The sequence below is a fragment of the Sinomonas cellulolyticus genome (assembly GCF_014656475.1).
In the GTDB taxonomy this organism is placed as follows: domain Bacteria; phylum Actinomycetota; class Actinomycetes; order Actinomycetales; family Micrococcaceae; genus Sinomonas; species Sinomonas cellulolyticus.
The window spans coordinates 167,743-189,825 of sequence record NZ_BNCM01000003.1 but is presented as its reverse complement, the minus strand read 5'-3'; the positions used below and the strand labels follow the sequence as shown (position 1 = coordinate 189,825).

At 70.0% G+C, this 22,083-nt stretch carries 18 protein-coding genes and 5 tRNA genes; 18 read left to right on the top strand and 5 right to left on the bottom strand.

Features of this window, described 5'->3' with window-relative positions; all coding sequences use genetic code 11:
- Positions 1 to 59: 59 nt before the first annotated feature.
- From IE231_RS04955 to bcp, 3 genes are all read right to left on the bottom strand, one after another.
- Positions 60 to 1,724 (bottom strand): ABC transporter substrate-binding protein, encoded by a 1,665-nt coding sequence (locus IE231_RS04955; RefSeq protein ID WP_189692827.1) that lies wholly within the window; start codon positions 1,722 to 1,724, stop codon positions 60 to 62.
- Positions 1,725 to 1,748: 24 nt separating this feature from the next.
- Positions 1,749 to 1,830, bottom strand: a tRNA-Leu gene (locus tag IE231_RS04950).
- A 42-nt stretch (positions 1,831 to 1,872) separates the two neighbouring features.
- Positions 1,873 to 2,367 carry a thioredoxin-dependent thiol peroxidase gene (gene bcp / locus IE231_RS04945; protein WP_189692826.1) on the bottom strand — a complete coding sequence of 165 codons (495 nt, stop codon included), beginning with the start codon at positions 2,365 to 2,367 and terminating at the stop codon, positions 1,873 to 1,875.
- A 179-nt stretch (positions 2,368 to 2,546) separates the two neighbouring features.
- Between bcp and IE231_RS04940 the strand changes: the two genes are divergently transcribed.
- Positions 2,547 to 2,619, top strand: a tRNA-Lys gene (locus tag IE231_RS04940).
- A 183-nt stretch (positions 2,620 to 2,802) separates the two neighbouring features.
- On the opposite strand, the gene IE231_RS18415 is transcribed toward IE231_RS04940, so the two are convergent.
- A complete protein-coding gene (locus IE231_RS18415; protein ID WP_255429900.1) occupies positions 2,803 to 2,934 on the bottom strand; it encodes a hypothetical protein in 132 nt (43 codons plus the stop codon).
- Positions 2,935 to 3,007: 73 nt separating this feature from the next.
- Complete coding sequence (locus tag IE231_RS04935; protein ID WP_189692825.1) at positions 3,008 to 3,469, bottom strand: hypothetical protein; 462 nt, start codon at positions 3,467 to 3,469, stop codon at positions 3,008 to 3,010.
- Positions 3,470 to 3,647: 178 nt separating this feature from the next.
- On the opposite strand from IE231_RS04935, the gene ilvD reads away from it, so the two are divergent.
- The 17 genes from ilvD (at position 3,648) to IE231_RS04850 (ending at position 22,033) form a co-directional block, all read left to right on the top strand.
- Positions 3,648 to 5,432: a dihydroxy-acid dehydratase gene (ilvD, locus tag IE231_RS04930; RefSeq protein WP_229866498.1), complete on the top strand. Its 1,785-nt coding sequence runs from the start codon at positions 3,648 to 3,650 to the stop codon at positions 5,430 to 5,432.
- 326 nt (positions 5,433 to 5,758) lie between these two features.
- Entirely contained in the window at positions 5,759 to 7,633 is a 1,875-nt protein-coding gene (locus IE231_RS04925; protein WP_189692824.1) for an acetolactate synthase large subunit, read from the top strand.
- Positions 7,634 to 7,635: 2 nt separating this feature from the next.
- Complete coding sequence (gene ilvN / locus IE231_RS04920) at positions 7,636 to 8,148, top strand: acetolactate synthase small subunit (protein ID WP_189692823.1); 513 nt, start codon at positions 7,636 to 7,638, stop codon at positions 8,146 to 8,148.
- 48 nt (positions 8,149 to 8,196) lie between these two features.
- Positions 8,197 to 9,222, top strand: a complete 1,026-nt coding sequence (gene ilvC / locus IE231_RS04915) for a ketol-acid reductoisomerase (RefSeq protein WP_189692822.1) — start codon at positions 8,197 to 8,199, stop codon at positions 9,220 to 9,222.
- Positions 9,223 to 9,373: 151 nt separating this feature from the next.
- The gene (gene serA / locus IE231_RS04910; RefSeq protein WP_189692821.1) at positions 9,374 to 10,963 is read left to right on the top strand and encodes a phosphoglycerate dehydrogenase; all 1,590 of its coding nucleotides are present in this window, start codon (positions 9,374 to 9,376) and stop codon (positions 10,961 to 10,963) included.
- A 153-nt stretch (positions 10,964 to 11,116) separates the two neighbouring features.
- Positions 11,117 to 12,676 carry a methionine--tRNA ligase gene (gene metG / locus IE231_RS04905; protein WP_189692820.1) on the top strand — a complete coding sequence of 520 codons (1,560 nt, stop codon included), beginning with the start codon at positions 11,117 to 11,119 and terminating at the stop codon, positions 12,674 to 12,676.
- A 52-nt stretch (positions 12,677 to 12,728) separates the two neighbouring features.
- Entirely contained in the window at positions 12,729 to 13,778 is a 1,050-nt protein-coding gene (locus IE231_RS04900; RefSeq protein WP_189692819.1) for an acyl-CoA dehydrogenase family protein, read from the top strand.
- Positions 13,772 to 15,151, top strand: coding sequence for a PIG-L family deacetylase (locus tag IE231_RS04895; protein WP_189692818.1), 1,380 nt, complete (start codon positions 13,772 to 13,774; stop codon positions 15,149 to 15,151). The genes IE231_RS04900 and IE231_RS04895 overlap by 7 nt, the downstream gene beginning before the upstream one ends.
- A 13-nt stretch (positions 15,152 to 15,164) precedes the next feature.
- Positions 15,165 to 15,881 carry a glycosyltransferase family 2 protein gene (locus IE231_RS04890; RefSeq protein WP_229866497.1) on the top strand — a complete coding sequence of 239 codons (717 nt, stop codon included), beginning with the start codon at positions 15,165 to 15,167 and terminating at the stop codon, positions 15,879 to 15,881.
- A gap of 97 nt (positions 15,882 to 15,978) precedes the next feature.
- Positions 15,979 to 17,031 carry a 3-isopropylmalate dehydrogenase gene (locus IE231_RS04885; protein ID WP_189692817.1) on the top strand — a complete coding sequence of 351 codons (1,053 nt, stop codon included), beginning with the start codon at positions 15,979 to 15,981 and terminating at the stop codon, positions 17,029 to 17,031.
- A gap of 120 nt (positions 17,032 to 17,151) precedes the next feature.
- A complete protein-coding gene (locus IE231_RS04880; RefSeq protein WP_189692816.1) occupies positions 17,152 to 18,264 on the top strand; it encodes a branched-chain amino acid aminotransferase in 1,113 nt (370 codons plus the stop codon).
- A gap of 63 nt (positions 18,265 to 18,327) precedes the next feature.
- A complete protein-coding gene (locus IE231_RS04875) occupies positions 18,328 to 19,116 on the top strand; it encodes a fumarylacetoacetate hydrolase family protein (RefSeq protein WP_189692815.1) in 789 nt (262 codons plus the stop codon).
- Between the two features lie 116 nt (positions 19,117 to 19,232).
- The gene (gene gltX / locus IE231_RS04870; RefSeq protein WP_189692814.1) at positions 19,233 to 20,756 is read left to right on the top strand and encodes a glutamate--tRNA ligase; all 1,524 of its coding nucleotides are present in this window, start codon (positions 19,233 to 19,235) and stop codon (positions 20,754 to 20,756) included.
- The gene (locus IE231_RS04865; protein ID WP_229866496.1) at positions 20,749 to 21,579 is read left to right on the top strand and encodes an HAD family hydrolase; all 831 of its coding nucleotides are present in this window, start codon (positions 20,749 to 20,751) and stop codon (positions 21,577 to 21,579) included. The genes gltX and IE231_RS04865 overlap by 8 nt, the downstream gene beginning before the upstream one ends.
- A 119-nt stretch (positions 21,580 to 21,698) precedes the next feature.
- Positions 21,699 to 21,770: transfer RNA gene (locus tag IE231_RS04860), tRNA-Gln, on the top strand.
- A gap of 61 nt (positions 21,771 to 21,831) precedes the next feature.
- A tRNA-Glu gene (locus IE231_RS04855) sits at positions 21,832 to 21,904 on the top strand.
- A 56-nt stretch (positions 21,905 to 21,960) separates the two neighbouring features.
- A tRNA-Glu gene (locus tag IE231_RS04850) sits at positions 21,961 to 22,033 on the top strand.
- Positions 22,034 to 22,083 lie beyond the last annotated feature (50 nt).

Here is a 22,083-nt window from a genome sequence, read left to right as displayed (position 1 = left end):
CCTTGCTCCCCGATGAGTCAAGACCCGTAGCCCGTCTTTTTTTGATCCGTTGCCGGCGGTCAGCTTCCGCTGAGCGTCACGTGGTTGAAGGTCTCGTTCAGCACGGGCGACGTCGGGTAGGTCGCCACACGCGCGGAGACCGCCACCGCGGAGATGGGGAAGGCGATGGGGACAGCCGGCGCGGCCGACCCGAGCTGGGCGTTGATGTTCTGGTACGCCTGGGTGCGCTCGGTCCCGTCGGGAAGGCCACGGGCCCGTTCGATCTTGCTGAAGATCTGGGCGTCGAAGAAGCCGAATTCGCCGTTCTTCGCGCCGAACAGGGGTGAGAGGAAGTCGTCGGGGTCGCCATAGGATCCGTAGCGGCCGAGCAGGTGGAAGGCATGGTCTCCCGGTGCCGTGACCTTCTGGAGATAGCCGTCCGACCATTCCACGGGGACCGGCTTGATGTTGAGCCCGATCAGGGTCAGCTGCGCGGAGAGGTCCGCGTAGACCTTCTCGGGGCTGGGCAGGTACAGCCGGGTGACGTTGCGGGGGTAGTAGAACGGTAGTTCTTCGCCCTTGTACCCGGCCTCGCTCAGGAGCCGCTTGGCCTTCTCGGGGTCGTAGCCGGGAAAACCGCCGGGGGTGTTGAACCCGCTGAGCTTCGGGGGAAGGAACTGGAAGGCGGACTTGGTGTCCTCGAGGAAGTAGGCCTTGACGACGGCGTCCTTGTTGATGGCCATCGAGATGGCCAGCCGCACTTTGTCGTTCTGCAGGAGGGGCACGGACTGGTTCATTCCGAGGTACATGACGGAGAACGGGTCGCGGCGCACCACCTGGAAGCCCTTGCGGACGAGGCTCTCGATGTTCTCGGTCGTCACGCCGTCGTACCCGTCGACCGTTCCCGCCACGAGGGCCTGGAGCCGGCTCTGCGGCGTGTCGTAGACGACGAACGAGAGGTGGCCGATCTGCCCCCGGGGTCCCCAGTAGTCCGGCGACGCTTCGAGGACTACGGAGCCTCCCGTCCACGAGCGGAACCGGAACGGCCCCGTTCCCACGGGGTGCTGGGCGTAGCGGGAGATCATGGTCCCGGACGAGACCTGGTCCTCGACGTCCGCCGTGCCGGAGGTGAGCGCCGCCGGCGAGGAGATCGCGAAGGCGGGAGCGGTCATCGCCGAGAGGAAGCTCGTGAGCGGCTGCGAGAGGTCGATCCTGACCTCGTGCTCTCCCACCACGGTGCAGCCCTTGTAGAGCGAGAGCGACGCCTGGTCCGCATGCGCCCGGAAGACCGCAGTGAAGGCCAGGCCCGGATGGCTTGCACGGAACTGCGGGGAGAAGGCGAACCAGCGGTCGAAGTTGGCCTTCACGGCGGCAGCGTTGAAGGGCGTGCCGTCGTGGAACGTGAGGCCCTCGCGCAGCGTGAACGTCCAGGACAGGCGGTCGGAGCTCTGGCTCCACTTTGTGGCGAGCGCGGGGACGGGGGCACCCGTCTCGGGGTCGGTGCCCACGAGGCACTCCAGCACCTGCCGCGTGACACGCCACGACTCGATGTCCGAAGTCACCGCGGGGTCGAGAGCGATCGGCGGTGCGGGGGTGGCGAAGGTGAAGCTCGCAGTGGGGTCCCCGGTGCCGCTCGAGGTGAGGGAAGGGCTGGGGGAGGGCGACGGCGTGCAGCCGGCGAGGAGGAGTGCCGTCGCCGCTGCCTGGAGCAGCTCCCGGCGCCTGATCGTCCGCGAACTCGTCACGACGTCTTCATGCCTTTCGTTCTGTGCGCGAGGAGGGACTTGAACCCTCACGTCCTAGGACACAGGAACCTAAATCCTGCGTGTCTGCCAATTCCACCACTCGCGCGGAACCCCGCAGCGGCGGGAGAATGCCCGCGGGGCAACCCGATCAGTCTAGCGGGAGGATCTTGAGGTCACGGCGGAGCTTGGCGACGTGGCCCTTCGCGCGGACGTTGTACTGCGCGAGCTCGATCCGGCCGTCTGCGCCGATAACGAAGGTCGAGCGGATGAGCCCCTCGTACGTGCGGCCGTAGTTCACCTTCTCGCCCCACGCTCCGTAGGCCTCGGCGACGCGGTGGTCCTCGTCCGCGAGGACTCGGAAGCCGAGGTCGTGCTTGGCGGCGAACGCGGCCCCGCGCGCCGCGGGGTCGGGGGAGACGCCGAGCACTCTCAGCCCCGCGCCGGCCAGGCCGGCGAGGCTGTCCCGGAAGTCGCAGGCTTCCTGGGTGCAGCCCGGGGTATCGGCCTTCGGGAAGAAGTACAGGATCGTGCGCGTGCCCGCGAGGTCTGCGAGCGAGGTCGTCCCGCCCGTGGAGTCGGGGAGGGAGAAGTCGGGGGCGGCGTCGCCCACGGCAAGCCGGCGAGCGGGAGTCGGAGTCGTCACGAGCACGAGCCTAGCGGCCCCGCGCCTGCTGGGTCCCGCGCCGCCCGAGGGGGTTCGTCGAGGGTGACCGACCTCACTCCGGCGGCGCCCTGTGCCGATTTCGCATTTCCCCGGAACTCCGGTAGAGTTTCATGTCGTTGCGGGGCACGGAGATGTTCGAGACCGGCCCGCAGCGGAACGCGCCTCTAGCTCAACTGGCAGAGCAATTGACTCTTAATCAATGGGTTCCGGGTTCGAGTCCCGGGGGGCGCACCGATAACCCCTTCCGGCAGTGCGACAAGCATTGCGGAAGGGGTTTTTTCGTCCCTGTCAGATCCGTCTCCTGCACAGAACTATTCCGTCCGCGCAAATATCTGAGGGGTCCGTACCCACCGGCTAAGCAACGCCGCCGTCCTTGGGGCCGTACCTGGTCGGTGTCGCGAGCAGGCTCGGGTGTCAGCGTGCTATGAGCCGGCTGGGGCCGCGGTGCCTCCCGCGCAGTTCGGTCGAGGAATCCTCCCGGACCACGGTCCACACGCCGAGGGCGAGCGCGATCATGCTCGAGATGCCGATGAGCACAGCGTCCATGGGAGCCTCCTGCGGAAACCGCCGCTGGGACGGATTTGCCTATTGAACGACCCGCAGGCGCCGTCGTCCAGAGTCAGAGCCCGGCGAGCTCGCGGAGGAACTCGGCGAGGTCGTCTGCATCGTCTTCCTGGTCCAGGGCCCCCGAGCCGCCCGGGCCCAGGGTGCACGAGCGCCGCAGCGCGAAGGTGATGACGCGGCCCGTGCTGGTGGCCACGTCGAACGCGTTCGGCGCTGGCTCGCTGATGTACGCGAGATTGGTGATGTCGATCGTGGCAGGCTGTCCGAGGGGTGCGAGCGTTTCCCGGTGGAAGGGCACGGCAACCAGTTCGAGAGGGCGTCGGCGGTATCCCAGGAGGAGGCCCGACGGCGGGGGCGCACCGCGCCGTTCGTCTCTCACCGTGCCGCCGCACTCCGTGACGCAGACGAGGTTGTAGTCGCCGTAGTTGGGGATCTGGCTGTCGAAGACCCGGTGGAGGGCCGCCTTCAGCGCGGTGTCGGACCCGGGCACAGGCGCGCCCGCGGATGTGCTGCTCACGGCTGATCCTCCTTGCATCGCCCGGCCAGTCTACGTACCTCTCCCGGAATCCCGGTGTCCCTCTGTCGGAACCCGGAGCCGCGGCGTGGTCGACGGCGCCGGGCGGCACGGGCGCCCGGCATTCCCAGAGCGAGCCCGGCCGTGATCTCCATCACTCCTCGGTCTTAGACTGTCCCGCATGACCGAGCGCAGCGGGATGGACGGCACAGGAACAGCGACGGGCACGGGTACCGCGACGGGCACGGGTGCCGCGACGGGAGCCGCATCCGCGGACGGGGTTGACCCGAAGCCGCGCAGCCGGGTGGTGACCGACGGCATCCATGCCGCTCCCGCCCGGGGGATGCTGCGCGCCGTCGGCTTCGGAGACGAGGACTTCGCCAAGCCGCAGGTAGGGATCGCGAGCTCGTGGAACGAGATCACGCCCTGCAACCTCTCGCTCGACCGTCTTGCCATCGCGGCCAAGGAGGGGGTCCACGCCGCGGGCGGGTTCCCGATGCAGTTCGGCACCATCTCCGTTTCGGACGGCATCTCCATGGGCCACGTGGGCATGCATTTCTCCCTGGTGTCCCGCGAGATCATTGCCGACTCGGTCGAGACGGTGATGCAGGCCGAGCGGATGGACGGCCAGGTCCTGCTTGCGGGCTGTGACAAGTCCCTGCCGGGCATGCTCATGGCGGCGGCCCGTCTGGACGTGGCCAGTGTGTTCCTCTACGCCGGCTCGATCATGCCCGGGTGGGTCAAGCTCGAGGACGGCACGGAGAAGGACGTCACGCTCATCGACGCGTTCGAGGCCGTGGGAGCCTGCGCGGCCGGCAGGATGTCCCGCGGAGACCTGGACCGGATCGAGCGCGCGATCTGCCCGGGGGAGGGCGCGTGCGGGGGGATGTACACCGCCAACACCATGGCGAGTGCCGCCGAGGCCCTCGGCATGTCGCTGCCCGGCTCCGCTGCGCCGCCCTCCGCGGACAGGCGCCGCGACATGTTCGCCCACCGCTCCGGTGAGGCGGTGGTGAACCTCCTGCGCCAGGGCATCACGGCCAGGGACATCCTGACCCGCGAAGCGTTCGAGAACGCCATCGCGGTGGTCATGGCCTTCGGCGGCTCGACCAATTCGGTGCTGCACCTGCTGGCGATCGCCCGAGAAGCGGAGGTGGAGCTCGGCCTGGCGGACTTCAACCGGATCGGCGACCGCGTCCCCCACCTGGGCGACCTCAAGCCTTTCGGCAGGTACGTCATGTACGACCTGGACCGGGTCGGGGGAGTGCCCGTCGTCATGCGCGCCCTGCTCGATGCAGGGCTCCTGCACGGCGACGCGCTCACCGTCACGGGCCGAACGGTCGCCGAGAACCTGGCCGACATCGCGCCGCCGGACCCCGACGGCAGGATCGTGCGGGCCATGGACAACCCCATCCACCGCACGGGCGGGCTCTCCATCCTGCATGGCTCGCTCGCCCCGGAGGGCGCGGTGGTGAAGACTGCAGGCTTCGACGCGGACGTGTTCGAGGGGCGCGCGCGGGTCTTCGAGCGCGAGCAGGCCGCCCTCGACGCGCTCGACGCCGGGCAGATCGCCGCCGGGGACGTCGTCGTGATCCGGTACGAGGGCCCCAAGGGCGGCCCCGGCATGCGGGAGATGCTCGCGATCACGGGCGCCATCAAGGGCGCCGGGCTGGGCAAGGACGTCCTCCTGCTCACCGACGGACGGTTCTCGGGCGGCACAACCGGCCTGTGCATCGGGCACGTCGCGCCGGAGGCGGTCGACGCCGGTCCGATCGCCCTCGTGCGGGACGGGGACCGGGTCCGCGCCGACATCCCGAACCGCACCCTGGACCTCCTGGTCGACGAGGCGGAGCTCGCCTCCCGCGCGGAAGGCTGGGCGCCGCTTCCGGCGCGCTTCACCCGCGGGGTCCTGTCCAAGTACGCCAAGCTCGTGCACTCGGCGAGCGAGGGCGCCGTCCTCTCCTGATCTGCAGGGGATGCGGAGTGCGGATCGCGTCTGACGCGGACCGGACCCGACCTCGGATCGAAGTCTCACGTGGTGGATGTGCGTCCGCATCCTGAGACGGGTAGGGGCCAGATTGACACTCCAGAGCCCAATTGGCAAGACTGTGGGCATGCAGATCGTCTCGGCGAGCATGGTGCTCGATGTCGTCGTCCTTGTCCAGCGCGTGGCTCACTGAGCACGTCTGGCACGATCTGTCACGCGCAAACCCCTCGAGACGCCAGGCGGCCGGGGGGTTTTTCGTTTCTGAGCACAAAACCTTCGCCACGAAGATCCTAAGGAAGAGACTGATGAGCAAAGGAACGCCGATCAGCCCATCGCTGATGGCTTCGAAGCCGTCCGCGGCCAAGGCCGCGGATCCTGTCGACACTGTCGACTCTGCCTCTGCCGTCCTGGGGCCCAACCGTGTTGTTGAGCCCACAGAGATGACTGGATCTGAAGCAATTGTCCGCTCGCTCGAGGAACTGGGCGTGGACGATGTCTTTGGTCTCCCGGGCGGCGCGATCCTGCCGACCTACGACCCTCTGATGGCTTCGAAGATCAACCACGTGCTGGTGCGCCACGAGCAGGGCGCGGGCCACGCTGCCCAGGGGTATGCGATGGTCACCGGACGTGTGGGAGTCTGCATCGCGACCTCGGGTCCGGGCGCCACCAACCTGGTGACCGCGATCGCGGACGCGCACATGGACTCCGTCCCCCTCGTCGCGATCACGGGCCAGGTCTCGAGCAGCGTCATCGGCTCGGACGCGTTCCAGGAAGCCGACATCGTGGGCATCACCATGCCCATCACGAAGCACTCCTTCCTCGTGACACGCGCCGAGGACATCCCGCAGACCCTCGCCGAGGCGTTCCACCTCGCCTCGACCGGACGCCCCGGTCCCGTCCTGGTCGACGTCACCAAGGACGCCCAGCAGGCCAAGACGATGTTCAGCTGGCCCCCCAGGATCGACCTGCCCGGCTACCGGCCCGTCACCCGCGGCCACAGCAAGCAGGTCCGGGAGGCCGCGCGCCTCATCGCCGGCGCCTCCAAGCCCGTCCTCTACGTGGGCGGCGGCGTCGTCAAGGCGCACGCCTCCCAGGAGCTGCTCGCCCTCGCCGAGCTCACGGGCGCGCCGGTCGTCACGACGCTGACGGCGCGCGGCGCATTCCCCGACTCGCACCCGCAGCATCTGGGGATGCCGGGCATGCATGGCGGCGTGGCCGCGGTCACCGCCCTTCAGCAGGCCGATCTCCTCGTCACCCTCGGAGCGCGGTTCGACGACCGCGTCACCGGCGTCCTGAGCACGTTCGCGCCCAACGCCAAGGTCATCCACGCGGACATCGACCCTGCCGAGATCTCCAAGAACCGGACGGCGGACGTGCCGATCGTCGGCTCGGTCAAGGAGATCCTGCCCGAGCTCACGGAGGCCGTGAGGGCCAGCCGTGAGAAGGACGGCGCGCCGGACCTCACGGCGTGGTGGTCCTTCCTGGACAAGCTGCGCGAGGACTATCCCCTCGGCTGGACGGAGCCCGACGACGGACTGCTCTCCCCCCAGCGGGTGATCCAGCGCATCGGCGAACTCACCGGACCCGAGGGCGTCTACGTCGCGGGGGTCGGCCAGCACCAGATGTGGGCCGCGCAGTTCATCAAGTACGAGCGGCCGCATGCATGGCTCAACTCGGCCGGCCTGGGGACCATGGGGTACTCGGTTCCCGCGGCCATGGGCGCCAAGGTCGGCAACCCGGACCGCGTGGTCTGGGCCATCGACGGCGACGGCTGCTTCCAGATGACCAACCAGGAGCTGGCCACCTGCGCCCTGAACAACATCCCGATCAAGGTCGCGGTCATCAACAACTCCTCCCTCGGCATGGTGCGCCAGTGGCAGACGCTCTTCTACGACGGCCGCTACTCCAACACCGACCTGCAGACCGGCGCGGACACGGTGCGGATCCCGGACTTCGTCAAGCTCGGGGAGGCCTACGGCTGCGCCTCGTTCCGCGTGGAGCGCGAGGAAGACGTCGACACGGTGATCGCCAAGGCCCTCGAGATCAACGACCGCCCCGTCGTCATCGACTTCGTGGTCAGCCCCAACGCGATGGTCTGGCCCATGGTGCCCTCGGGCGTCAGCAATGACCTCATCCAGGTCGCCCGCAATTCCACCCCCGACTGGGAAGAGGAGGACTGAGCATGTCGCGCCACACCCTGTCCGTGCTGGTCGAGGACAAGCCCGGCGTGCTGACCCGCGTCGCGGGCCTCTTCGCGCGCCGCGCCTTCAACATCCACTCCCTCGCGGTCGGCCCCACCGAGGTCGACGGCGTCTCGCGGGTGACCGTGGTCGTCGACGCCGAGGGCGATCTCCTCGAGCAGGTCACCAAGCAGCTGAACAAGCTCGTGAACGTGATCAAGATCGTCGAGCTCCTCCCGGAGAACTCGGTCCAGCGCGACCACCTCCTCATCAAAGTCCGGGCGGACGCCGCGGCACGCCTCCAGGTCACCCAGGCCGTGGAGCTGTTCCGCGCCTCGATCGTCGACGTGTCCACGGACTCGCTCGTGGTGGAGGCCACCGGCACGAGCGAGAAGATCCAGGCGCTGCTTGCGGTGCTCGAGCCGTTCGGCGTGCGCGAGATCGTCCAGTCCGGCACCCTCGCGATCGGACGCGGCTCGCGCTCCATGAGCGACCGCGCCCTCCGCGCCAGCTAGCCAGCCCACCGGGCACCCCATACCTGAACAGAAAGTCAAGGAGACAAAGTGACCGAGCTGTACTACGACGACGACGCAGACCTGTCGATCATCCAGGGCCGCAAGGTGGCCGTGATCGGCTACGGCAGCCAGGGCCACGCGCACGCGCTCAACCTGCGCGACTCGGGAGTCGACGTCCGCGTGGGCCTCCAGGAGGGCTCCAAGAGCCGTGCCAAGGCCGAGGAGCAGGGCCTTCGCGTCCTGACCCCGCGGGAGGCCGCGGAGGAGGCCGACGTCGTCGTGATCCTCGCGCCCGACCAGGTCCAGCGCCACCTCTACGCCGACGACATCGCCCCGGCCCTGAAGGAGGGCGACGCCCTCGTGTTCGGCCACGGCTTCAACATCCGCTTCGGCTACATCCAGCCGCCGGCCGGCGTCGACGTCATCCTCGTGGCGCCCAAGGCCCCCGGCCACACCGTCCGCCGCGAGTTCGTGGCCGGCCGCGGCATCCCGGACATCATCGCGGTCGAGCAGGACGCCACCGGCAAGGCCTGGGACCTCGCCAAGGCCTACGCCAAGGGCATCGGCGGCACGCGCGCCGGGGTCATCAAGACCACCTTCACCGAGGAGACCGAGACCGATCTCTTCGGCGAGCAGGCCGTGCTGTGCGGCGGCGTGTCGCACCTCGTCCAGGCCGGGTTCGAGACCCTCACCGAAGCCGGCTACCAGCCGGAGATCGCCTACTTCGAGGTCCTCCACGAGCTCAAGCTCATCGTGGACCTCATGTGGGAGGGCGGCATCGCGAAGCAGCGCTGGAGCATCTCCGACACCGCCGAGTACGGCGACTACGTCTCCGGCCCGCGCATCATCACCCCTGCGGTCAAGGAGGCGATGAAGGAGGTCCTCGCGGACATCCAGTCCGGGGCGTTCGCGAAGCGGTTCATCGACGACCAGGACAACGGCGCCAAGGAGTTCCTCGCCCTCCGGGAGAAGGAAGCCGGGCACCCGATCGAGGCGACCGGCAAGGCGCTGCGGTCGCACTTCTCGTGGCAGCAGCAGGACGCCGACTACACCGAGGGCTCGGCCGCGCGCTGACCCCACCGCAGCGGCGGGCGCCCACGGCGTCCGCCGCTGTCCGTCCCACGAGGCGCGTGAACGCCGTCGTCTGTCCCACCCCGAAACCGCACCCCGTCCCGACTACACCGCTTCCGCTGATTTCCGCTCTTTCTGGAGAGGCACCACCCCCGTGACCAAGCCCGTCGTCCTCCTCGCCGAGGAACTCTCTCCCGCCACCATCGCCGCCCTCGGGCCGGACTTCGAGATCCGCCACACCGACGGCGCCGACCGCGCGCAGCTCCTGCCCGCGATCGCCGACGTCGACGCGATCCTCGTCCGCTCCGCCACCCAGCTCGACGCCGAGGCCATCGCCGCTGCGAAGAACCTCAAGGTCATCGCCCGCGCCGGCGTCGGCCTCGACAACGTCGACATCAAGGCCGCCACCCAGGCCGGCGTCATGGTCGTCAACGCCCCGACCTCCAACATCGTCTCGGCGGCCGAGCTCACGTGCGGGCACATCCTCTCGCTCGCGCGCAACATCCCGGCGGCGAACGTCTCCCTCAAGGGCGGGGCGTGGAAGCGCTCCAAGTACTCGGGCACCGAGCTGCTGGACAAGAAGCTCGGCGTGATCGGGCTCGGGCGCATCGGAGCGCTCGTCGCGGCGCGCATGCAGGCGTTCGAGATGGAGGTCCTCGCCTACGACCCCTACGTGACGGCGGCCCGCGCGGCACAGCTGAACGTCAAGCTCGTCACGCTCGACGAGCTGCTCGCCCAGAGCGACTTCATCACGATCCACATGCCCAAGACGCCCGAGACCGTGGGCATGCTGGGCAAGGACGCGTTCGCGAAGATGAAGCCCACCGCGTACGTGGTCAACGTGGCCCGCGGTGGCCTCGTGGACGAGGAGGCCCTCGCACAGGCCCTCGACGACGGCCAGATCGCCGGTGCCGGCATCGACGTCTTCGCCAAGGAGCCGAGCACCGACCTGCCGTTCTTCGAGCACGAGAACGTCGTCGTCACCCCGCACCTGGGCGCCTCCACCGATGAGGCCCAGGAGAAGGCCGGCGTCTCCGTGGCCAAGAGCGTCCGCCTGGCCCTCGCCGGAGAGCTCGTTCCCGACGCCGTCAACGTCGCCGGTGGCGTCATTGCCCCGGACGTGCGCCCGGGCATCCCGCTCATCGAGAAGCTCGGCCGCATCTTCACGGCCCTCGCCCACGACTCGGTCACGCAGATCGACGTCGAGGTGGCCGGCGAGATCGCGAGCCTGGACGTGAAGTCCCTCGAGCTCGCCGCGCTCAAGGGCGTGTTCATGGACGTCGTCTCCGAGCAGGTCTCCTACGTCAACGCGCCGGTCCTCGCCGAGCAGCGCGGCGTCGCCGTCCGCCTCCTGACCACGACCGACGCCGAGGACTACCGCAACGTGCTCACGATCCGCGGGCTCCTCCAGGACGGGACGCAGGTCTCGGTCGCGGGCACCCTGACCGGCCCGAAGCAGGTCCAGAAGATCGTCGGGATCAACGGCTACGACGTCGAGATCCCGATCTCCGAGCACCTCGTGGTGATGTTCTACTCCGACCGCCCGGGCGTGATCGGCACCATCGGCCACATCCTCGGCATGAACGAGATCAACATTGCCGGCATGCAGGTGGCACGCGCCGATGCCACCGGCACCGCGATGGCCCTGCTGACTGTGGATTCCGCGATCCCCACCACGGTCCTCGAGACCGTCAAGGGCGAGATCGGGGCGACCGTGCTCCGCGAGGTCGACCTGGCCGACTAACGGCCGGGCAGTGACGGCCGGGCAGTGACCCTCTCCGCGGCCAGCCCAGCCGCCCACGACGGCGACCCCCACCGAGTGCGGTGGGGGTCGCCGTCGTCCGTGGCCCCGGCCGGCGCTTTCGCGAGCAGCCGCCTCTTCCGGTAATTTCTAAGGGTGACGTCCGCATCCGGGAAGACTCCCTTCTACCTCACCACCGCCATCACCTACCCGAACGGTGCCCCGCATATCGGGCATGCGTACGAGTACATCTCGGCGGATGCGATGGCCCGCTTCAAGCGGCTCGACGGCTACAACGTCTTCTTCCTCACGGGCACCGACGAGCACGGGCTCAAGATCGCCCAGACCGCCGAGAAGGAGGGCATCACGCCCAAGGAGTTCGTGGACCGGCAGGCAGACGTCTACCGCGACGTCCACGAACTGCTGGGCACGAGCTACGACAGGCTCATCCGCACCACCGACTCCGACCACTACGCCGCAGCGCAGGACATCTGGAAGCGCATGGAGGCCAACGGCGACATCTACCTCGGCAAGTACGAGGGGTGGTACTCGGTGCGGGACGAGGCGTTCTACCCCGAGGACGAGACGGTGGTGCGCGACGGCGTGCGCTACTCGAGGGAGACCGACACCGAGCTGACGTGGACGGCCGAGGAGAGCTACTTCTTCCGCCTGTCCGCCTATCAGGACAAGCTCCTCGCGTACTACGAGTCGCACCCCGAGTTCGGCGCTCCGCAGTACCGGTTCAACGAGGTCATCTCGTTTGTGAAGCATGGCCTCGAGGACCTGTCGATCTCCCGGACGTCGTTCGACTGGGGCGTCCCCGTCCCCGACGCCCCGGGCCACGTGATGTACGTGTGGGTCGACGCGCTGACCAACTACCTCACCGGCGTCGGGTATCCGGACACCGAGTCCGAGCAGTTCCGCACCTTCTGGCCTGCCGACGTGCACATCATCGGCAAGGACATCTCCCGCTTCCACGCGGTCTACTGGCCCGCCTTCCTCATGAGCGCCGGCCTCGAGCTCCCTCGGCGCGTCATGATCCACGGGTTCCTGCAGAACAACGGCGTGAAGATGTCCAAGTCCCTCGGCAACGTCGTGGCGCCCGCGGACATGATCGCCCAGTACGGGCTCGATTCCGTGCGGTACTTCTTCCTGCGCGAAGTGCCCTACGGCGCGGACGGCAGCTACAGCCACGAGGCGATCGTGGGCCGCATGAACGCGGACCTGGCCAACAACCTCGGCAACCTCGCCCAGCGGTCCCTCTCGATGGTCGCCAAGAACCTCGACGGTGTGGTGCCGGAGCCCGGCGAGTTCGCCGAGGCGGACCGTGCCGTCCTCGCCGCCGCCGCCGGGCTTCTCCCGGCCGTCCGGGGCTTCTTCGACCGTCAGGAGTTCTCGCGCGCTCTCGAGGCCGTCTGGGCCGTGCTCGGCGATACCAACGCGTACTTCGCGGACCAGGCTCCGTGGGTGCTGCGGAAGACCGATCCGGACCGGATGGCGACCGTGCTGTACGTGACGCTCGAGGTGGTCCGGCAGGTCGCCGTGCTCGTCCAGCCGGTGATGCCAGAGTCCGCCGGGAAGCTGCTCGACGTCCTGGGCCAGCCTGAGGGGGAGGCGCGCCAGTTCGCGGCGCTCGACACGCCCATCGCCCCCGGCACCCAGCTTCCCGCACCGGCTCCGGTCTTCCCGCGGTACGAAGAGCCCAAGGACGTGTGACGCCGCGCGCGGCCGCCGATTCACGCCCGGCCGCGTGGGGTACGTTCCTGACATGGTGTCACTCGGATCCCCACGGGGCCTGCCAGCGGATGCTCCTGGGGAATCCCGTGCGGGGGCCGGCTTCGAGCAGGCTGCGCGCGAGGCTGCCGCCGAGTGGCCCGAGCACGCGCTGGAGTTTGCGCGAACGCTCGGCACCGCGGCTCCCTTCCCGGGCGAGGGCAGGACGCGGGAGCTGTGGGAGCTTCTGGCCGAACTCGGGGCCGCGGACCTCTCCGTCGCGCGGGTCGTTGAGCCCCACCTCGACGCCCTCGCCATCCTCCGGCAGGCGGGCCTCGGCCCACCCGAAGCTGGGAGCGTGTGGGGCGTCTTCGCGGCCGAGGCCCCGGGAGCCCGTCTCGAGGTCCGCCGGACGGGCGACGGGTGGCAGCTGCTCGGCACCAAGCCCTGGTGCTCCCTCGCGGGCGCGCTGAGCCACGCCGTCGTCACGGCGCACACCGGGCCGACCACGAGACGCGCCTTCGCCGTAGCGCTGGGGCAACCGGGGATCACGGTCCGTGAAGGTGGCTGGCATGCACTCGGGCTCCCCGGCATCCCGAGCGGCCCCGTCGAGTTCGACGCCGTGCCGGCGGAGCCGGTGGGCCCGGACGGCTGGTACCTCGAGCGGCCGGGCTTCGCGTGGGGCGGGATCGGCGTGGCCGCCGTCTGGCACGGCGGCGCCCTTGGGGTGGCCAGGCGGCTGTGGGCTGCTGCCTCCGAACGGACCCCTGACCAGCTTGCCCTCGCACACTTCGGCTCGGCCGACCTCGCCCTCGGTGCGGCCCATGCCGTCCTCGCCGCGGCCGCCGGAGCAGTGGACAGCGGCCAGGCCGAGGCGGAAGCCGGGGCGCGCCTCGCCCTACGGGTCCGCGGAACTGTCGCCGCTGCCGCCGAGCACGTCCTGACGATCGTCGACCACGCACTCGGGCCCGCGCCGCTCGCCTTCGAGGCCGAGCACGCACAGCGGGTCGCGGACCTGAGGCTCTACCTGCGCCAGCACCACGCCGAACGCGACGCCGCCGCCCTCGGCCGCGCCCTGCTCGAGGCGGGGGAGCAGCCATGGTGACCTTCAACCACCTCGACACCGGCACCCCCGAGGACTCCTGGCGCATGGACCGGACTCTTGCGACAGCGCCGCCGCCGGACCTCACCGGGCTGCGGGCCCTCGTCGTCCTCGCCGCACACCCCGACGACGAGACGCTCGGCGCGGGCGGCCTCATCGCCCACGCCGCCCGGTCCGGCGCCGCGGTCCACGTGATCGTCGCCACCGACGGAGAGGCATCCCACCCCGACTCGCCCACGCTCACCCCTGCGCGGCTCGCCGAGGTCCGGCGCCGGGAGGTCAAGGCCGCGCTGGCAGCGCTCGACCCCTCTGCAGCCCTCCGCTTCCTCGGCCTGCCCGACGGCAGCCTCGCGGAGCAGGGCGGGGAGCTTGAGCGCGAGCTCGGAATGGCCCTCGGCGACGCCGTCGGTGGCCCGGGCGCCTCCGGCGAGGGGACCGGCGTCGTGCTCGCCGCGCCCTGGCGGGGCGACGCGCACACGGACCACGACGCGGCGGGGGCAGCGGCGGCGCGCGCGGCGAGGAACGCCTCCGTGACGCTCCTGGAGTACCCGGTGTGGATGTGGCACTGGGCCGAACCGGGAGATCCGCGCGTTCCGTGGGCCGACGCCCGGCGGCTCGAGCTCGACGCCTCCCTCAGGAGCGCCAAGGAGCAGGCCCTCGCGATGCACGCGAGCCAGACAGCCCCCCTCTCCGTCCACCGCGGGGACGAGGCCCTGCTCAGCCCAGGCATGCAGGAGCACTTCGAACGGGACTACGAGATCTACTTCGCCACGCCCCCGCGCAGCGCCCGGGCGACCTTCGACGCGGTGCATGCGGCGAGCCCCGACCCCTGGAACTTCACCACGAGCTGGTACGAGCGGCGCAAGCGGGCCGTCACCCTCGCCGCACTTCCGGCGCCACGCTACCGGCGCGCGCTCGAGGTGGGCTGCTCCATCGGTGTGCTCACCGGCGAGCTCGCCCAACGCGCCGACGAGGTCGTGGCGACAGACGTGAGCCCGCTCGCCCTCGAGCGGGCTGCCGAGCGGCTGCCGCATGCCGCGATCCGCTGGGAGAACCGCCGCCTGCCGCAGGACTGGCCCGAGGGCGCCTTCGACCTCATTGTCGCCTCCGAGGTCGGCTACTACTTCAGCCCGCCGGAGCTGGACGAGTTCGTGCAGCGCTGCCTCGAGAGCCTCACGGACGACGGCGCGCTGGTCGCCTGCCACTGGCTCGGCGCCATCGACGGCTGGCAGCTCAACGGCGAGGACGTCCACGCCCGGCTGCGCGCCGAGGGCGCCCTGGACACCATGGTGCACCACCGGGAACGGGACTTCCTCCTCGAGGTGTACGCCAAGGCGCCAGCGGCATCCGTCGCCCAGCGCGAGGGCCTGCCATGACGCGGGGCACCTGGTGCTAGCGCGTTCGGTCATCTCGGAGGTCGTCGTCGTGGTCCCGGCCAAGGACGAGGAGGACCTGCTGCCTGCGTGCCTCGAGTCGGTCCTGCGGGCCGCCCGGGTTCTGGCCGAGGAGGCGCCCGCCGTCGGCGTCGGGGTGACCCTGCTGCTCGATGGCTGCACCGATGGGTCGGCTGGCGTCGCTGCCCGGTGGCCCCAGGTCCGCGCAGTCCATGCCGAGGCCGGGGGCGCCGGTGCGGCGCGGCGCCTGGCCGTGGAGCATGCCCTCGTCCAGGCTGCCTCCCGCGCGGAGCGCGTCTGGATCGCCACGACGGATGCGGACAGCCGCGTACCGCGGGACTGGCTCGTCGAGCATCTCGCTCTCGCGGAGTCCGGCGTCGGACTCGTGCTCGGCACGGTCGAGCCAGACCCGGCCGATCTGGACGCGGAACGCCTCGCCGCATGGCACGCTGCCCATCGGCTCGCCGACGGCCACGGGCATGTCTTCGGCGCGAACCTCGGCGTGCGGGCAGACGCCTACCTCGCGGCGGGCGGATTCCCCGTGCGGTCCTCGGGCGAGGACACGGCGCTCGCCCTCGCCGTCAAGGCCCTCGGCGTCCGCTGGCGTGCGACCGACGGGTGCCGGGTCGTCACGTCCGGACGCCTGCGAGGGCGGGCTCGGGGAGGGTTCGCCGACTACCTGACCGCCTCGGCTCCGCTCCCCAGCGCGTAGGCGCACGGCAGTCGGCTGGCCGGCGGGCGCGCCGTCCTTCGTCCGTATTCCGAGACCGATGTGACCAGCATATGGATGCCGAGATTAGGCTTGACCCATGACGCAGACGCAGCTTGACCTCGCAGTGATCCCCGGAGACGGCATCGGCCCCGAAGTGACGGCGGAGGCGCTCAAGGTGCTCCATGCGGCCCTCGCCGGCACAGGCCTCGAGGTCAAGGAGACGCGCTACAGCCTGGGCGCTGAGCACTGGCTCGCCACGGGGGAGACCCTCGGCGAGGAGACGCTCGCGGACATCCGGGGGCGCGACGCGATCCTGTTCGGCGCCGTGGGTGCTGCCCCCGGGGACGCACGCATCCCGTCGGGGATCCTCGAGCGGGAGGTCCTGCTCAAGCTGCGCTTCAGCCTGGACCACTGCGTGAACCTGCGGCCGTCCCGCCTGTACGCGGGCGTGCCGAGCCCGCTGGCGAACCCGGGCGAGATCGATTTCGTCGTGGTCCGCGAGGGGACAGAGGGCCCCTACACCGGCAATGGCGGCGCCCTGCGGGTGGGCACCCCCCACGAGATCGCCACCGAGGTCTCGGTCAACACGGCGTTCGGTGTGGAGCGTGTGGTTCGTGACGCGTTCCGCCGGGCGGCAGGCCGCCGCAACAGGCTCACGCTCGTCCACAAGCACAACGTCCTCGTCAACGCCGGCCATCTGTGGCGCCGCACCGTCGAGGCCGTCGCGGCCGAGTTCCCCGGCGTCGAGCACGACTACCTGCACGTCGACGCCGCGACCATCTTCCTCGTCACCGACCCGTCCCGCTTCGACGTCATCGTCACCGACAACCTGTTCGGCGACATCCTCACGGACCTCGCCGGTGCGGTCACCGGCGGCATCGGACTGGCCGCCTCGGGCAACATCAACCTCGACGGGACCGCGCCGTCCATGTTCGAGCCGGTGCACGGCTCGGCCCCCGACATCGCGGGCCAGCAGAAAGCTGACCCCACGGCGGCGATCCTCTCGGCCGCGCTCCTGCTCGAGCACATCGGCCAGCCGGAAGCGGCCGCCCGCGTGCAGGCCGCGGTCAAGGCGGACGTCGAGGCGCGCACGCCCGGCGAGTCCCGCACGACGGCCGCCGTCGGCGATGCGATCGCGTCCCGCCTCTAAGGCCCCTGACCCCTTGAGGAGCCCCGCTTCCCGGCGGTGGCGCAGGCGTAAGCTGGTGGCACTGGCAGGCCCCGGGCCTCGCGGCAGTGGCGCTGCGCGCCCGAACGATGTGGAGGAATCATGACTCAGAACGCCCTCGGCGTTGAATTCACACGGAGGCTCTCGGAGAACCCGAAGACCGCCGAGGAGCGTGCGGCTGTCCTGGCGAACCCGGGATTCGGCGACTACTTCACCGACCACACGGCCGTGATCGACTGGAAGGTCGATGCCGAGGGCAACGGCGGCTGGTCGAACGCCCGGATCGAGCCGTACGGCCCCATCGCCATGGACCCCGCAGCGGCCGTCCTGCACTACGGCCAGGAGATCTTCGAGGGACTCAAGGCCTACCGCCACGCCGACGGCACGGTCTGGACGTTCCGCCCCGAGGCCAACGCCCGCCGCTTCAACAAGTCGGCCAAGCGCCTCGCGCTGCCGGAGCTTCCCCCGGAGGCGTTCATCGAGTCGCTGCGGCAGCTCGTCTCGGTGGACAAGGACTGGGTCCCCGACGGCGACGGGGAGTCCCTCTACCTGCGCCCGTTCATGATCGCCATGGAGGCGTTCCTCGGCGTGCGTCCGGCCCGCGAGGTCTCATACCGCGTCATCGCCTCCCCGGCCGGAAACTACTTCGGCGGCGAGCTCAAGCCCGTCTCCATCTGGCTCTCCGAGAACTACGCGCGCGCCGGGCACGGCGGCACGGGCGAGGCGAAGTGCGGGGGCAACTACGCGGCGTCGCTCGCAGCACAGATCGAGGCGGAGGAGAACGGCTGCAAGCAGGTCCTGTTCCTCGATCCGACCAACGACAACGCCGTGGACGAGCTCGGCGGCATGAACGTGTTCTTCGTCTTCACGGACGGCACCGTCGTCACGCCGGCGCTCAACGGCAACATCCTGCACGGAGTCACGCGCGACTCGGTCCTCCAGCTCGCCTCCGACCGCGGGCTCACCGTCCAGGAGCGCAAGATCACCATCGACGAGTGGCGCCAGGCCGTCGCCGACGGCACGCTCGCCGAGGTGTTCGCGTGCGGCACGGCCGCCGTGATCACGCCGATCGGGGAGCTCAAGACCAAGGACGGCTCGCTCGTCACCCCGCCCCTCCCGGCGGACTCCGTCGCCATGAGCATCCGGGAGCAGCTCCTGGGCATCCAGACCGGCACGGTCGAGGACCTGCACGGCTGGCTCACCCAGCTCGCGTAGTCCGCGCTGGAGGGGCGGGGGCGGGGTCTCCGCCCCCGCCCCGCCCGCGATAGGGTGATGCCCATGCGCATTGCCCGTTGTGTCACCATTTCCGGCTCCGATCCGGCCCCCTTCTACGGAGTGGTCCAGGGGGAGCCCGGCCGGGAGAAGGTCGCGGTCATCAAGGGCGACCCGTTCTTCAACGGCGTCGAGCCCACCGGCGAGACCCACCCCCTCGACGACGTCCGGCTCCTCGCCCCGATCATCCCGCGCAGCAAGGTCGTGGGGATCGGGCGCAACTACGCGGACCACGCGAAGGAGATGGGCAACCAGCTGCCCACCGAGCCGTCCATGTTCCTCGTGGCCAACACGGCCGTGGTGGGCCCCGGGGACCCGGTGGTGCTGCCCGAGTGGACCGAGGAGGTCTCCTACGAGGGCGAGCTGTGCGTGGTGATCGGCCGGATCTGCAAGGACGTCCCCGCCGAGAAGGCCGCGGAGGTGATCTTCGGCTACACGGTCGGCAACGACCTCACCGCCCGCGACAAGCAGCGCACCGACCTCCAGTGGGCCCGTGCCAAGTCCTTCGACACCTCCAAGCCGCTCGGTCCGTGGATCGAGACCGACCTCGACGTCGAGGACCTCCGGCTCACCACCACGGTGAACGGCCAGACCAAGCAGGCCGGCACCACGGCGGACATGGTGTTCGGCGTCAACGAGCTGGTCGCGGCCGTGTCCTCGGCCTTCACGCTCCTGCCTGGAGACGTCATCATGACAGGCACCCCTGCCGGCGTCGGCCTCATCCAGGACGGCGACCGCATCGAGGTCGAGATCGAGGGCATCGGCACGCTCGCCAACCCCATCGTGCGCCGGTAGGGGCCGCTGGGCGCGCGCACGACGCCGGGTGGGCGCCGAGCGCGTCGTCGTGCCTCCGGCGCCCACTCGCCGTCGTGCTCGCCGCGGAAGTGAGCGCCCCTAGAATGGGAGGCACTATGACTTCCTCGCCCGCAGCCCCCCTGCTCGACCCCGCCTCCATCCCGACCGTCACGCCGGACACCCCCGTGCGTGTGCGGTTCTGCCCGTCGCCGACGGGCACGCCCCACGTGGGGATGGTCCGCACTGCCCTGTTCAACTGGGCCTACGCGCGCCACACGGGGGGTACGTTCGTATTCCGGATCGAGGACACGGACGCGCAGCGGGACACGGAAGAGAGCTACGAGCAGATCGTGGAGGCGCTGCGCTGGCTCGGCCTGACGTGGGACGAGGGCATCGACGTGGGCGGCCCGCACGAGCCGTATCGCCAGTCCCGTCGGCTCGACCTCTATAAGGACGTCGCCGGGAAGCTCAAAGACGCAGGCTTCCTCTACGAGTCCTTCTCGAGCCCGGCGGAGATCGAGGCCCGGCACGTCGCGGCCGGCCGCGACCCCAAGCTCGGCTACGACAACTCGGACCGGGACCTCACGGACGAGCAGAAGGCTGCGTTCCGCGCCGAGGGCCGGGAGCCCGTGCTCCGCTTCCGCATGCCGGACGAGGACGTGGTCTTCAACGACCTCATCCGCGGCGAGATCACCTTCCGGGCCGGAACGGTGCCTGACTTCGTGGTGGTGCGCGCGGACGGCTCGCCGCTCTACACGCTGGTGAACCCCGTGGACGACGCCCTCATGGGGATCACCCACGTGCTCCGCGGCGAGGACCTGCTGTCCTCGACCCCGCGGCAGGTCGCCCTGTACTACGCGCTCCACGCGGTGGGCGTGGCCCAGTACATGCCGCTGTTCGGCCACCTGCCGTACGTGATGGGCGAGGGCAACAAGAAGCTGTCCAAGCGGGACCCCGAGTCGAACCTGTTCCACCACCGCGAGCGCGGCTTCATCCGCGAGGGCCTCCTGAACTACCTCGCACTTCTCGGCTGGTCCCTCTCCGCGGACGAGGACATCTTCAGCGTGGAGCAGCTCGTGGAGCACTTCGACATCGTGGACGTGCTGCCCAACCCCGCGCGCTTCGACGTGAAGAAGGCCGAGGCGATCAACGGCACCCACGTCCGCATGCTCGAGGCCGAGGACTTCCGTGCCCGACTCGTGCCGTACCTGCGCGAGGCCGGCATGGTGGGAGAGGCCCTGACGCCGCGGCAGGAGGAGATCCTCGCCGAGGGCGCGCCGCTCGTCCAGGAACGCATCGCCCTCCTGGGAGAGGCGCCCGAAATGCTCGGCTTCCTCTTCGCCGACGACTCGGCGATCGAGATCGCCGACGACGCCCGCAAGGGCATGCCGGCCAACCTCGCCGAAGTGCTCGACGCCGCCCTCGCGGCCCTCGAGCCGCTCACCGACTGGAGCGCTGACGCCATCCAGAGCGCGCTCCGCAGCGCCCTGGTCGACGGGCTCGGGATCAAGCCGCGCCTCGCGTTCGGCCCCGTCCGCACGGCGGTCTCGGGACGCAGGATCTCCCCGCCGCTCTTCGAGTCCATGGTGATCCTGGGCAAGGAGTCCTCGCTCGCGCGCATCAAGGCCTTCCGTGGCTGAGCTGCTCGCCTCGGCCGAGGCGGCGGAAACTCGGCCAGCCCACGACGGCGACCGCTCCGGCACGCAGTCGGCCGGCACCGCTCCTGCCCAGAACCCTGGCAGCACCGCGCGGGTAGCTGGCGTCCTGCTCGACATCGACGAGACGCTCGTGGACCTCGAGGGCGCCATGGACCGGGCGCTGCGGGAGGTGAGCGCGCCGCTCCTGCCGCATCTGGGCGAGGACGAGTGGGTGGCGTTCTGCCGGATCTTCACCCGGGGCTCGGACGACATCTACGACCGCTACATCGCCGGCGAGATCACCTTCGCCCAGCAGCGCGTCCTGCGTGCCGAGCGGTGCCTGGCCCACTTCGGCTCGGCCTTCGATTCCGGGGCACAGGCGGCGGGGTGGCTCGAGGCGTACGAGACGGCGCAGCCCTCTTACGTCCGGGCGTTCGCGGACGTCATGCCGTTCCTCGATGCCCTCGAGGCCTCAGGGGTGGCCTACGGCGCCGTGAGCAACAACGTGCATGACTACCAGCGGGCGAAGCTGGACACGGCCGGCCTGCAGCGCATCGGCGTTCTCGTGGGCATCGACGCCGTGGGGGCTGCGAAGCCGGACCCGGCGATCTTCCGCGAGGGCCTGCGGCAGCTGGGCACGAGCGCGGGGGAGACTGTGTACATCGGGGACAATCCGGCCCACGACGTCGTCGGGGCCGCGGGCGCCGGAATCCGCGGCATCTGGCTCAATCGGCGCGCCGCCGTACTGGAGGATGAGATGGCTGCCCTCGTCCGGGATGAGGTCTCTAGCCTGGCGGAGATCCCGGCGCTCCTCGGCCTCACCTGACGTTTCAGGACCGGCGCCGTCGATTTGGCGGGTGCCGGAGCATCGGGTACAGTAATTACTCGTGCTGAGGGGCACGGAGCGGGTCGCAGAGACGCGCAGAACCGGCCCGGAACGCGCTGTGGGATATGGTGTAATTGGCAACACTACGGTTTCTGGTACCGTCATTCTAGGTTCGAGTCCTGGTATCCCAGCTCCTGATCGCCGCTCTGCGGACGGACGGAATGCTCATGCACGAGCACGGTAAAGTACCACGGCCCCATCGTATAGCGGCCTAGTACGCCGCCCTCTCACGGCGGTAACGCGGGTTCGAATCCCGCTGGGGTCACGGAATGGGTTATCGGCAGTTGTCCGGACCCATCCCTTTGGATAGAAGCAGTGTGAGGCCCCATCGTATAGCGGCCTAGTACGTCGCCCTCTCACGGCGGTAACGCGGGTTCGAATCCCGCTGGGGTCACCTCGAGGAGGGCCCGGTCTTCGGACCGGGCCCTCCTGTTTTTCCCCTCA

Bases quoted from the DNA above. Each gene is read 5' to 3' on its own strand.
- IE231_RS18415 (WP_255429900.1), bottom strand. From the start codon at position 2,934: ATGGACGCTGTGCTCATCGGCATCTCGAGCATGATCGCGCTCGCCCTC.
- ilvD (WP_229866498.1), top strand. From the start codon at position 3,648: ATGACCGAGCGCAGCGGGATGGACGGCACAGGAACAGCGACGGGCACG.
- IE231_RS04925 (WP_189692824.1), top strand. From the start codon at position 5,759: ATGAGCAAAGGAACGCCGATCAGCCCATCGCTGATGGCTTCGAAGCCG.
- ilvN (WP_189692823.1), top strand. From the start codon at position 7,636: ATGTCGCGCCACACCCTGTCCGTGCTGGTCGAGGACAAGCCCGGCGTG.
- IE231_RS04900 (WP_189692819.1), top strand. From the start codon at position 12,729: ATGGTGTCACTCGGATCCCCACGGGGCCTGCCAGCGGATGCTCCTGGG.
- IE231_RS04895 (WP_189692818.1), top strand. From the start codon at position 13,772: ATGGTGACCTTCAACCACCTCGACACCGGCACCCCCGAGGACTCCTGG.
- IE231_RS04885 (WP_189692817.1), top strand. From the start codon at position 15,979: ATGACGCAGACGCAGCTTGACCTCGCAGTGATCCCCGGAGACGGCATC.
- IE231_RS04880 (WP_189692816.1), top strand. From the start codon at position 17,152: ATGACTCAGAACGCCCTCGGCGTTGAATTCACACGGAGGCTCTCGGAG.
- IE231_RS04875 (WP_189692815.1), top strand. From the start codon at position 18,328: ATGCGCATTGCCCGTTGTGTCACCATTTCCGGCTCCGATCCGGCCCCC.
- gltX (WP_189692814.1), top strand. From the start codon at position 19,233: ATGACTTCCTCGCCCGCAGCCCCCCTGCTCGACCCCGCCTCCATCCCG.